Here is a 12,799-nt window from a genome sequence, read left to right as displayed (position 1 = left end):
AGATTTCCGATAAAACTAACTAATTCACCACTCAACCCCAAATGAAGCTGGCATGACAGAGGTCATTCTGTCGTGAATTTATATTTACTTACCTTTGCAACTCACAAAATCCACATCAGGGATGCGCATAGGAATCGTTTGCTACCCTACTTATGGGGGTAGCGGTGTGTTGGCAACCGAATTAGGAAAAGCACTCGCAGACAAGGGGCATATGGTACATTTTATCACTTACCAGCAGCCCGTGCGATTGAATGGGTTTCATGCCAATATCTATTACCACGAAGTACAGGTTCCTACTTATCCGCTTTTTGATTTTCCACCTTATGAAAGTGCTTTAAGCAGTACGATGGTGGATGTTATCCTGAATCAGAAGCTGGACCTGTTACATGTACATTACGCTATTCCTCACGCCTCTACTGCGTATATGGCGCAGCAGATCGTAGCAAAACAAGGCATCCATATACCATTCATCACCACATTGCATGGTACAGACATTACCCTGGTAGGCAAGGATAAAACCTATGCTCCGGTAGTGACCTTCTCTATCAACGAATCCAGTGCCATCACGGCAGTATCCAATAACCTGCGGGACGAAACCTTTAAGTTCTTTCCTATCGAAAAGGATATTTCAGTGATCTACAACTTCGTGGATATTGCCCGTTTTGCCCGTAAGGAATTACCACATTTCCGCCAGGCTATTGCCCCTAACGGCGAAAAGATCTTACTTCATGTTTCCAACTTCCGTAAAGTGAAGCGGGTACCAGATGTAGTGAAGGTCTTTAAACAGGTAAGGGATGTGATGCCTGCTAAACTATTGCTGGTGGGTGATGGGCCGGACAGGCCTATGATCGAATGCATGTGCCGCGAGCTGGGGATCTGCGATGATGTTCGCTTTGTTGGTAAGCAGGAACAACTGGAAGACGTAATGTCGATCAGTGACCTGTTCATCCTTCCTTCTGAATATGAAAGCTTTGGCCTGGCTGCGCTGGAGGCGATGGCATCACAGGTGCCGGTGTTGTCTTCCAACGCGGGTGGTTTACCGGAGATCAATATTGAAGGGGAAACCGGGTATAGCAGTGCAGTAGGCGATGTAAATACCATGGCTGCGCATGCTATCAATATTTTAAAAGACCCGGCTTTACTGGCACATTTGAGGGCTGGTGCCCTTAAACAGGCTTCGCGGTTTCATATAGACAATATCATTCCGCAGTATGAGGCTTTGTATGAGGATGTGTTGCAGCAAACGCTGGTAACGAAATAGGCTATTATACCTGTAATTTTATAGCCAGATAATCGGAAAAAACCGATTATCTGGCTTTTTTTATACAATTTTAGTGATAAAATTGTATTTTTGTGAGTAGATAATCGATTATTTCCGATTATTCATTCATAAAAAAACAATGCATTATGGATATTTTGCACGCCATCAGATCATATGCAGAGCAACCTTTAACGCATCAATTATTGGTGTCAATATTAAAGGAATATAAGCGGCCTAATGATAAGATCAACTCTCTTGTGGAAGAGGGGATACTCATGCCCGTAAAGAAAGGATTATATGTAACAGGCAATGCATTGGGTATTCGTAAGAAACCTGAACCATTCCTATTGGCTAATCATTTACTGGGCCCCAGTTATGTTTCAACAGACAGTGCACTATCCTATTATGAACTGATACCAGAGCGCGTATATGAAATAACTTCGGTAACACTCAAAACCTCGCGGGAATTTCTTACGCTAATTGGCAGGTTCAGTTATGCCCATTTACCATTTCCCTATTACAGTTTTGGTATCCGGCAGGTTGAAGTATCAACGAATCAACGTGTATTGATGGCCTGTCCGGAAAAGGCATTATTCGATAAAATTGTTACTACAAAGAAATTGCAAATACGCAGCAAAAGAGATGCTATGCATTATCTGTTCGATGACCTGCGGATGAATGAATATGGTTTAAAAGAAATGAATCTCACGATGATGGATGAATGGATTAAAGATTCACCCAAAGAAGAAAGCCTTGCCCACGTTATTAAAACAATTCACAACTTATGATAAAAGAATGGTTAGACAGCTATAAGCCTGCAAATAAGGCTGAAGCATTATCTGCGTTGCGCGAGATCATGCAGGAGATTGCGCTCGCCGGGCTGCAGCGTGCCGGATTCTTTGAGAAAGCCGCTTTTTATGGTGGCACGGCTCTGCGAATATTTTATGGTCTCAACCGATATTCTGAAGACCTTGACTTTTCACTTCTGAAAGTTGATCCGGACTTTTCATTGGATAAATACCTGCAAGCTATACTTATTGAATTTGAAGCAGCAGGCATGATGGTTTCTGTGAGAGAAAAACAAAAAGTGAATCCGAACAATATTGAATCTGCATTTTTAAAATCAGAAACTATCTGGAAAGAATTGGTGCTGGAAAACGTTATAGGCCCAATCGAACTAGGGCAAAAACCCAATATCATCATTAAGGTTGAAGTTGACACACATCCTCCCCTGGGTTTTCAAACAGAAGAAAAATTACTAACAAAGCCTTTCTCATTTTTTGTAAAATGCTTCACCATACCTAACCTCTTTGCCGGAAAAATGCATGCCTTATTATTCCGCAAATGGAAAAACAATGTAAAGGGTCGCGACTGGTTTGATATGGAATGGTATATTCAAAAGGGGCATCCCTTGCACCTGGAGCACTTTCTTTTGAGAGCAAAAGACAGCGGCAGTTGGGAGAAAGAAACCATAACGGAAAATGAGCTGCGGGAATTATTAAAGGCTAAAATTGATGCTGTTAACTTTGATATGGTAAAAGCTGACATCAGGCGTTTTATACCTGATCCAAGGGTATTGGATATCTGGGGGGCAACCTACTTCCATGAACTCGTCAAAAAGATGAAAATCATATAAACAAAAAGGGCAGCGGTGATCGCTGCCCTTTTTAATTCTATCTTGGTTTAAACCATTGATTCGCATTTTGTAAGGCTCCTCCTTTGAACACCTGCACTTCTATTACACCCATTGAATCATCCTCATTGTTACGTGCAGTGCCAATAGATTGACCAGTTCTTACTTTCTGGCCCATTTTTACGGCAGGCGTTTGCAACCCTACGTAGTTGGTATAATACTGACCGTGCAGGATCATTACTACGAAGCCCGCGCCGGGGATGGAGAATACTTTTCTTACTTCGCCATCAAATACCGCTTTTACGGTGCCCCCTTTCCGGGTGCCGAAGATCATACCGTCATTTTCTTCCGTGATCCGCTCCATATCCGCATTCTTCTGTTTACCGAAATAGCCGATGATGAGACCGGATTCCACAGGCCATGGGAGTTTTCCCCTGTTGGCGGCGAAGTTATCGGATAATGCAGCAGCTTCCGGGGATGCTTCCAGCACGTTCAGTACACGGGATGGTTTATTTTCTGCCACTACGGGTTTTTCTGCCGGTGGCGGAGGCGGTGGTGGGGTGGCTACTGTTGGATTATTATTGGCTGCATTAGCTTTGGCGGCTTCATTGGCGGCTGCAATAGCGCGTTTGCGTTCATCTTCCCTGCGTTTCCTTTCTGCATCGGCGGCTTTTTTGCGGGCCAGTTCTTCTGCTTCCGCTTTACGGCGGGCATCTTCAATTTCTTTCCGGATTACGAGGCGGATAGCGTCCTGTACTTTTTTCTGGGCTTTCTTCCTTTCGTTGATGTCTTCCAATAATTCTTTTTCACGGCCCTTGAGCTTGGATACTACCTCATCCTTTTCCTTCCTGTCCTTTTCCAGGGTGAGGCGTTGTTCTTCTTCTGTTTTGAGGGTAGAGGAACGTTTTACGCGCTGGTCTTCCAGGTTCTTCACTTTAGTTTTGAGCTGTTCCTGCGTTACCAGGATATTATCGGCCTGGCGACGGCGGAAATCGCGGTATTGTTTGAGGTATTGATACCTTTTAATGGCTTCGTTGAAGCTGTCTGCCGAGAAAACGAAGTTCAGCATAGCATAGGAACTTCGGTTCTTGTAAGCGGCAACGATCAGCTGGGCATATTGTTGCTTGAGGGTGTCCAAGTCTTTCTCCAGCGTTTTTACATCACGCAGTGCAGCGTTGATATCTCCGTTAATGAAGTTGATCTCTTCATTGATATTACGGATCAAACGGGTACGCACATCTATCTTATTACGCAATGCACGTAGTTGCGCCAAACTTTCCTTGCTGGTCTTTTTAGTTTCGCTCAGCAGTTTTTGGGCATCGTCCATCTCTTTCTGCAACTCCCTTTTCCGCCGCTCCAGTTCTTCCCGCGTAGGTTGGTTGCTTTGCGCTTGCAGCACAGCCGGCATGAGGGCCAAAGCCAACAATAAAACAGGGATAAACTTTTTCAATTGCACCATTTTGATGATTAGTGATTATAACGATAAATATACTACGAAATTGTTTTATTGCCGGGTATAACGGGGGGAGATAGGAAACGGAAAGCTTTCCTGCTGGTCGAATACCATCTTCTTAAAGTCCAGCGCCACCTTCACCACATTCTTATCCTCTACATAGATCTTGCGCTGGAAGGCTATCTTCCGGCCATCCACTACTTTATAATCACCATAGGTGAGTTCCCCTGTACGGCCTGCATCCGGTTCGGTGATCTTACATTGCTGCAGGATGTAATCGTCTGCAAAAATGTTGAAGAGACTGGTAAGGCCGGGTTGCGAGGAGGCAAATGATATGACGGATTGTGTGGTAACAATGTTGGAAATGGAATCAGAGAGAAAAACGGCATTACCGATGATCAGGTCCTGCAGGGTGGCGAAATCCATTTTAAGTTTGAGGAGTTCCTGGCCTTCGGCGGCGCTGCGTAAGGTAACCGTGCCTTCAAGCTTGTTGACGATCTTGATGCTGTCTTTTGTAATGAGGATGCGGGCGCCTTCTACATTGAGCGGGCCAGCCACGCGGACCCAGATCACACTGTCGTACTGCATGCGGATGTTCACACCCAGGTTATTCATTTTCTTGCCTTTATCATCTTCATAATCCATTTTCAGTTCGGCAGAAAATGATCTGTATTGGATGCGGTTGGCCTTGATCTTGTCCAGGATCGTTTTTGCCAGTGCCAGTTCTTTTTCCTTACTGAGGGAATCAGTACTCCTGGCCGTTGTGTCTGACGGGAAAGTGGCGCGCGTTATTTTGGTAGATCGGCAGGAGAACAATGCCAGGCTGACCAAACATGCAACAATCTGTAGTACTGCTTTCTGCTTCATTTACGTGTATAATTTTTTCGATCTCAACGATCAACACTTTTGATGTAACGCTTCTCTGCTATTTTCCTGGCGAGGCCGATGGAATTAGCACCTTTTGCTTTGGCCAGCTGCCAGTATTGTACGGCTTTATCTTTTTCGTTCAGGTTGAAAAGGATATCTCCATAGTGTTCCAATACATCCGGGTCCTGCTGTGCTTCCGGATTTTGCAGGGCTTTCTCTATCCATTCTTTTGCCAGCTGGTATTTACCAAGCCTGAATAAGATCCAGGCGTAGGTGTCCATATAAGTAGGACTATCCGGCTTCAGTTCCAGGGAACGGCGGCTCAGCTGTTCTGCTTTATCCAGTCTTTCTCCTCTAATGGAGAGATAAAAACTGTAGTTATTCATTACGATATGATCTCTGGGCCGCATGGTGAGTACAACATCATAGCTACTGTCGCTGCGGGCATGCAGGCCCGTAGCATGATAGGCATCTCCCAATAAAGCATATACGTCTGCCACGAACCGCTTTTCTCCGCCAATGGTCAGCGCGGTATTGAGGGATGTGATAGCCGCATCGTATCGTTGTTTGAAATAGTTGGCCAGTCCGTTAAAGTAATATCCCATGAATTCTTTCGGGAACTGTTCTATAACGTGGTTGCTTACACGCAATAATGAATCAGAGCGATCCTGGCGGGAATATAACCACATCAGCTGGTACCATACGCTGAAACGGGTAGAGTCCAGTTGGATAGATCTGTTATAATTCACCAATGCACTATCCGGCTGGTCTGCCTGGGAGAACATATCTGCTCTGAGGGCATATGCTTTGGGATCGTTGGGATGTGATTCTACAATTAAGCGTGTGAGCAGTATCCCTTCTTCTCTTTTGGAGGTATCTGTTTCCAGCATTTGCAGGTAAGGATATACGAAGGATACTTTTTCGTCTATACTATAATCCGGGTTGCTGAATGCCTTGATAAGATGTGCGCGGTATTGTGGTTCATTCCCATTCTTCTTCTCATAATTAGCCATAGCGATCAATGCACGGGGATGATAAGGGTCCTGTTTGAGGATAGTATCATACACGGCTTTGGCTTCAGGGATGCGTTCGCTGGCTTCGTAAGTATCTGCGAGCATTACCCAGTAGCGCAGTTCACCGGGTTGTTGATCAATGAGCTTACGGATCTCGTTAGCCGCATTGTCTACCATATCCAGCCTGAGGAAGATGCGTTGTTTCTGATAAGCCAGTTCTTCCACTACGCCCACCCTGCTTTCCAGGCTGTCGAACACCTGCAATGCTTCTGAGTAACGTTTTGCTTTGGAGAGGGACATGCCTTTATTGTAGAGCAGATCATCGTCCAGGGGGCTTTGGCGTACAAGGCGGTCGTATATATATGCAGCACTGTCGAACATCTCATTCATGGTGAATGCATCTGCGAGGGACATCTGGAACCATTTATTGGTAGTGTCCATAGCTGCGGCACGGCGTGCAAAACCTAATGCATAGGAGGGATTGCGTACTTCCGTGAAGAGGCGGCTGAGCTCATAATATACGGTGGCGTTGTTGCGGTTGTAACGGATGTAGTCTGAATACTGCGTAATGGCAGTTTTATAATCGCCGAGCATTTTGGAGCGCTGAGCAGCAAAGAACAGGCTGTCTGCCCGTTGCGCCAGTACTTCCTGCTGCAGTTGTTGTTGCACAGCGCTATTCACTGTGATCGTCACTTTTTTCTGACTTCCACATGCTGCGGCTAAAAGGCCGACTGCAACTGTTATAGCGATTACGACTATGCGCATTATCAGGATTTTCCGGTGTGGCCGAAACCACCCGTTCCTCTTTCTGTATCGGTTAATTCTTTCACTTCTTCCAGCTTAGCCTGCAGAAAGGGTGCTACCACCATTTGTGCGATACGGTCTCCATGCTGGATGGTTTGTGGTTCATTAGAAAGATTGATCATAATGATCTTGATCTCTCCTCTATAGTCTGCATCAATCGTGCCGGGAGTGTTCAGCAGTGTGAGGCCTTGTTTGATAGCGAGGCCGCTGCGTGGACGGATCTGTGCTTCATACCCTGAAGGCAGTTCCATATACAGGCCGGTGGGAACAAGTGTACGTTCCAGCGGCTGCATGGTGATGGGGGCTTCCAGGTTTGCACGCAGGTCCATCCCTGCTGCATCAGCCGTAGCATATGTAGGAAGCGGATTCTCTGAACGGTTGATGATCTTTACTTGAATACTATGCATTTGAACAAAGTTAACGGTTATTGTTTTTCCAGCAGTACAGTTGCATAAGCCACCACACCTTCTTCCCTTCCTACGAATCCTAATTTCTCCGTGGTGGTAGCTTTGATGGATATTTCTTCAGTGGTAACGCCCAACAGCTGTGCGATCACTTCCTGCATTTGCGGTACATAGGGTTTGATCTTGGGCGCCTGTAAACACAGTGAAGCATCTACATTCACCACAAAATATCCTTTTTCTGCAATCAGTTCGCGGCAGCGGCTCAGCAGTATTTTACTGTCTATGTTCTTGTAAGCCTGATCCGTATCGGGAAAATGTACGCCGATATCTCCAAGGCTGGCTGCACCCAACAGGGCATCGCAGATAGCATGTAATAAAACGTCTGCATCGCTGTGGCCCAACGCTCCTTTATGATGTGGCACTAAGATGCCACCCAGCCAGAAGTCACGATCCGGTACCAATTGGTGAAAATCCACCCCTAATCCAATCCTTAATTTGGTCATAATGTTAAAGTTGTGATCCCTTCTCAGCGGGAACAGGCTAAAATAATAAATCCTCCTTAGCAACGGAGGATTTATTAAGATCTATATTCTGTTATGGCAAAGATACTAATCTAATTCGTTTCATCCCGGTCATCGCGCGACAGGTCAAATGTGAGGGTGAAGCGGAGGGTGTTAGACAGCGGATTTCTCTGTATCCCTGTACCAGAGGGTACAAGGTAGGAGAAATTAAGCCCGAAAATATCATATTTCACACCAAGGCCTGCAGTGAAGTACTTGCGGTTGCCCTTGGTCTTATGTTCATTGTAGTATCCTGCTCTTACGGCAAACTGGTTGTTGTACCAATATTCCGCACCCAGGGAATACATCAGCTCATGCAGTTCTTCTTTAAATCCGCCGGGGGCATCACCAAAAGAGGAGAACATTCCTTCCAGCACACCTTTGTTAGGATAGGTACTGTCTGATTTTGGACTGGGTACCAGGAGTTTGTTGATATCCAATGCCAGGCTGATCTTGTTGTATTCATCCAATCCGAAAGTGTAAGAAGTACCGAGGCCCAGGTTAGTGGGAAGGAAATCTTTCTGTGCAGATTGCGTGTAAGAGATCTTGGTACCGATATTAGTGATGGCAAAGCCGAAATTGAATGTGTTCTTAAGACCATCGTCTTTCTCAAAATCCTTGGTATAGAATCCTGAAAGGTCTGCTGCTGCTGCGCGACCCGGACGGATGGGCTGGTTTTCTGGCGTGAGGCCGGAAGCCAGGCTGGAGTGAATGTAACGAAGTGCAACGGCCAGGGAGAAATGATTGCTTAAACGGCGGGCATAACCTGCGTCTATGGCAAATTCCCTTGGACGGAAATTTCCCTGGTTGGCACCGGCCAGATCCCTGAATTCAATGTCACCGAGAGAAAAATAACGTAAGGAACCTCCAATGGAAGAAAATTCATCTATCTGGGTGTAACCACTCAGATGAGCGAGGAATACATCACTAACCAGCTCTTTCAGCCAGGGGGTATATGTAACGGCCACAGCGGCCTTTTTAGGAGCGAATGGAAGTTTGGAAAGATTCCAGTAAACAGAATTGGCGTCTGGTGAGAGGGCTATTCCCACATCACCCATTGCACCACTTCTTGCATCTGGGGAAATGCGTAAAAAAGGAACGGCCGTATTGATGGCATTTACTCTCCCATCCCTGTCGTCTGTATTGATCTGAGCAACAGCGCTCTGAGCCAGGAATAGGGAAGAAATGCAAACCACAGCAGTTGTTATCCTAGAAAACATGCAATACTTAGTTTAGTTAGCTAAATGTAAAAATAATGTCTAATTTATAATATTCAAGTAAAGGGACGGCAACACATTATATCTACACATCAAATATACTGTTTTAATAATGTGTAAATTATAATATTATTAGCTTTCCACCAAACACTTTTTCGTTACCCGATCTGTTCTTCACTGCGATTTGATAAAAGTAGATGCCAGGGGTTACTTTTACTCCCGAATCTGCAGTTCCATTCCATGGAACGCCATCATAACGGGCCGTTTGTCCATTTATTGTGCTCCTGATAGTGCGTACGATTTGACCGGTGGCAGCAAATATACGGATAACCACATCAAGATCAGCCTCTTGTTGATTATGAGAAAACACAAACCGGGTCTGCTGGCGGAAAGGATTCGGGTAATTACTTACATTTTCTACTGCCAGCGTGGCTTTGGGCACAACCGTAAAATGGATGTTAATGGTCGAAGAATTATTATATGTATCCCAGGCGCGGATGGTGAGGGTATGTTTTCCGGGAGGCAGGCCTGCCAGTGGGAAACGTACTTTTCCTTCCCTGAAATCTCCCGGGATGGCTTCGTAGAAGTCGTTCATCACGTAATAACGGGTGCTGTCGTCTAAAATAGCGATAATATCGTGGCCAATGCCGTTCCCTGTGGCATTGATACCGTTTTCATCCTGTAAATGCAATAGTAACAGCGGGTTTTCGCTGGTAATGCCTCCGTCTTTGAATGCTTCGCTGTCCATCCAGGCTTTGATCACCGGGCCTTTATTATCTGCGGGTATTCCCATAGCGGTACCATTTACAGCGATGCCGCTATAAAAGCCGCTACCATCTTCTGTTTCATTGGAGGTATAATAACTGATCTTTCCGTCACCACCTGTTTGTGCAATATCTTTTGGTACAACAAAAGTAAAGCTGAACCTGCCATTGCTGACGCGCTGGGCCCCTTTATAAAGGATCCGGTCCTGCTGCTCATATACTACAGCACGGCTGGTGGGATCGTTGCCCCTGGTACTTCTGCCGGCGGGTTTATCAAGAACGGTGATCACAATAGTACCGTTATATCCTGTTCTGATAAGGCCTGCGCCATCTCTTACGCTTCCTTTGAAGGTATATTTTCCCAGTGCTTTGAGGGTATCCGTACTGCTAACGGGTTGTGCGTTAATGGAATCCGTGTATACTTTCCATTTGGGGAAAGCAAGGCTGAGTGCAGGATCACCGAGCAACTGGAACTTCCTGTTATTAATGATATCGCCGAAGTTGGCGTAGGTTTCATTTTTGGCGAACATAGCTCCTTCTCCCAGTGTGGGCATTTTATTACCTGCGCCTGGTTGAAATGCAAGGCGGAAATAATTGGAGTTCATCACCAGGTTGGAGAAGGCAAACACTGCGCGGGTAGTGGTCATCAGGGCAATGGCACCTCCTTCTTTCCTGTTTAATAATTGCTCTCCCAATGAATTGAAATTGGGATTGTCGAAGGGGGCGAAATCGCAGGTGGCGGTAACCATCAAAGGGAGACGGTTGGCGTTGTTCCAGTTATTGGGAGAAGATTCTTCAAGAACGGCTTCTTCCGCAAGGCGGGAAAAACTTCCATGGCCGGTGTAATTCCAAACAAGCGTGCCGTTGAACATCTTATTATTGATGGCTTCGTTTGCAGCAGGGTAGCGGCTTCCACCTGCATCGGCAACCTGCGGGAAAGCATCCAGGTAGATCTTGCTGATGTTGTATTGTGGCTGCTCCTGCGCAATGATATTACTTACTTTTTCTGCGTCTTCCAGGTGGAGGTTATCATCTTCATCATCTGCCACAAAGGTCATTTCATTGCGCCATGCCCCGAAACCTTTGGGGGAATGATAGCTTAGTATCTTATCCACTACATGGGTGGCCTCGGTGATATTCCTTACGGGTAATCGCCCGATCGCTACGTCCAGCAAGGGATTTCCGGCAATATCGTCTGTATTGTCCAGGAAACCGAAGTAATCGTCTGACATGTAGGAATTGATGCCATGAAAGGAAACCAGGCTTTGCCAAGTAGGTACGATATTGGTATTATTGGGAATGCGGTCCTTGTAATCAAAGGAAGCACGGCCAAAAAGCAGCAGGTATTTAATGCCGTAACGGTCGTACTGCATCTTCACAAAATCCCTGATGGCAGTAGGGTCTGCGATACCCGAACTGAATTCGTTATAGATCTCTTCCACATTCACTACCCTGGCCTGATGATAGGCAGCCAAACGTTCCGCTTCTGACCGCAAACTGCCGGCGGTAATGATCAGCATTTCTGCGGGACCGCCGCCGTGGAGGTTTTGATTCGGCACAGGGCCAATGTAAGCGGGTTTTGACGTAGTTGAAAATGCGATGTATTCTTTCAGTGTGGTGGCATCCCTTGTAAAACGTAAAGTGGTGCCATTCAAAGTGGTGGCGATGGAAATGGGTTTGATGGGATCTGTGATATCCCATACCTGCGTTTGTGCATTTGCTCCGTTAACAGAGAACGCTCCTATCCTTCCCAGGCTGCGGGAATCGCGGAAATGAAGGGTACCTTCGGTTGGTAAGCTGAGCGCAGCTCTTCCAAAGATCTCGATATAATCCAGCCAGCCTTTTGCGCTCGCATTGCCAATGTACTTTATATTAAAATTAGCAGGGCCGCTGGCGTTGAAAGTACCATCGGCAACAGTTGCATATGTGTCGAAGATGTTCCCTGAAACCGGGGTAGCAGAAAGACTGCCCAGCTGCGCGCCATTCATAGATACTTCAAAGCGGGAACCGCTGGTAGTTCTGGCTGTGCCGCGAAAATGTACATTGATATCCGTTAAACCACCGGCAGGCAACGGAATAGTGAAATTCCGTTCCGGTGTAACGTTGTTAAACTCTTCTCCCAGCCAGATCTTTCCGCTGGAGAGCAGATTTACCAGGTCTTTTTCATAAAAAGCCCGGAAATCAAAAGAATTAATTTGCATATTGGGAACCGGGCTGGCATTATCTGTAGTAATGCGAAGCCCGCCAGGCGCGATGTTCAGGAAATAACAAGCAGAATCTGCATAAAGGTTCTGCATATGCTGGTTATTTTGCCAGGAATGCGGGCCGGGCGCGTAAAATAAAACGTAGTCGCTACCGTTTAATAAACCGTCACCCCCATCTATTACGGAAAGCGCATTTTGGAGGAGATCGTCCGGCCGGGGTAGGGCATTATCTTCCGGAAGCATCCGGCCACCGTTGCCAAACAACCGGATCTGGGAGGAAGCGAGATTAGTGGTGGAAATGCCCATGGTATTGAGTAAGGGGATGTCTATTTTATAGACGCCGGGCTCTTTTACAGACAATTTGTACCAGTTGCCATCTGCCAGAACGGAACGGGAAGCATAGGTCCTTTGGCTGAAAACCTTGCCCTGCCAGCAAAGCAGGCAAATAAAAGCACAAAGAACGGAGCGGCGGCAAAACATAAAATATGGCAGGGTTTTATATTTATCACAAACCTAATATTATCCCGGGATATTTCACAACCAACAGATTAGGGCGAGGTTTCCCGGATAGCTATTAAACGCACAATGTTATAGATTAATTTTTTTTGCCATAAAATAA

Annotated in this window: 10 protein-coding genes; 3 read left to right on the top strand and 7 right to left on the bottom strand. The window is 46.0% G+C overall.

Translation table 11 applies throughout. The features are described 5' to 3' along the window. Window positions 1–121: 121 nt before the first annotated feature. The 3 genes from bshA (at window position 122) to BUR42_RS24405 (ending at window position 2,897) form a co-directional block, all read left to right on the top strand. The gene (gene bshA, locus BUR42_RS24415; protein ID WP_074242181.1) at window positions 122–1,261 is read left to right on the top strand and encodes an N-acetyl-alpha-D-glucosaminyl L-malate synthase BshA; all 1,140 of its coding nucleotides are present in this window, start codon (window positions 122–124) and stop codon (window positions 1,259–1,261) included. 146 nt (window positions 1,262–1,407) lie between these two features. Beyond that, a complete protein-coding gene (locus tag BUR42_RS24410) occupies window positions 1,408–2,049 on the top strand; it encodes a type IV toxin-antitoxin system AbiEi family antitoxin domain-containing protein (RefSeq protein ID WP_074242180.1) in 642 nt (213 codons plus the stop codon). Next, window positions 2,046–2,897: a nucleotidyl transferase AbiEii/AbiGii toxin family protein gene (locus BUR42_RS24405; RefSeq protein WP_074242179.1), complete on the top strand. Its 852-nt coding sequence runs from the start codon at window positions 2,046–2,048 to the stop codon at window positions 2,895–2,897. The genes BUR42_RS24410 and BUR42_RS24405 overlap by 4 nt, the downstream gene beginning before the upstream one ends. Window positions 2,898–2,934: 37 nt before the next feature. Here the strand turns inward: BUR42_RS24405 and BUR42_RS24400 are convergent, their stop codons facing one another. From BUR42_RS24400 to porU, 7 genes are all read right to left on the bottom strand, one after another. Then, on the bottom strand, window positions 2,935–4,344 hold the full coding sequence (locus BUR42_RS24400) for a murein hydrolase activator EnvC family protein (RefSeq protein ID WP_159442342.1): 1,410 nt from the start codon (window positions 4,342–4,344) through the stop codon (window positions 2,935–2,937). A 54-nt stretch (window positions 4,345–4,398) separates the two neighbouring features. After that, entirely contained in the window at window positions 4,399–5,214 is an 816-nt protein-coding gene (locus tag BUR42_RS24395) for a lipoprotein insertase outer membrane protein LolB1 (RefSeq protein WP_074242177.1), read from the bottom strand. Between the two features lie 23 nt (window positions 5,215–5,237). Further along, window positions 5,238–6,992, bottom strand: a complete 1,755-nt coding sequence (locus BUR42_RS24390; RefSeq protein WP_143197567.1) for a tetratricopeptide repeat protein — start codon at window positions 6,990–6,992, stop codon at window positions 5,238–5,240. 2 nt (window positions 6,993–6,994) lie between these two features. Continuing rightward, window positions 6,995–7,438: a dUTP diphosphatase gene (gene dut / locus BUR42_RS24385; protein ID WP_074242175.1), complete on the bottom strand. Its 444-nt coding sequence runs from the start codon at window positions 7,436–7,438 to the stop codon at window positions 6,995–6,997. A gap of 17 nt (window positions 7,439–7,455) precedes the next feature. Beyond that, window positions 7,456–7,938, bottom strand: a complete 483-nt coding sequence (gene ispF, locus BUR42_RS24380) for a 2-C-methyl-D-erythritol 2,4-cyclodiphosphate synthase (RefSeq protein WP_074242174.1) — start codon at window positions 7,936–7,938, stop codon at window positions 7,456–7,458. 110 nt (window positions 7,939–8,048) lie between these two features. Beyond that, window positions 8,049–9,215, bottom strand: a complete 1,167-nt coding sequence (gene porV, locus BUR42_RS24375) for a type IX secretion system outer membrane channel protein PorV (RefSeq protein ID WP_074242173.1) — start codon at window positions 9,213–9,215, stop codon at window positions 8,049–8,051. Window positions 9,216–9,333: 118 nt separating this feature from the next. Continuing rightward, window positions 9,334–12,660, bottom strand: a complete 3,327-nt coding sequence (gene porU, locus BUR42_RS24370) for a type IX secretion system sortase PorU (protein ID WP_074242172.1) — start codon at window positions 12,658–12,660, stop codon at window positions 9,334–9,336. Window positions 12,661–12,799: the final 139 nt, after the last annotated feature.

The sequence above is a fragment of the Chitinophaga niabensis genome, from assembly GCF_900129465.1.
Taxonomy (GTDB): domain Bacteria; phylum Bacteroidota; class Bacteroidia; order Chitinophagales; family Chitinophagaceae; genus Chitinophaga; species Chitinophaga niabensis.
The sequence above is the reverse complement of the archived record's forward strand: the minus strand, read 5'-3'. Positions and strand labels throughout refer to the sequence as shown.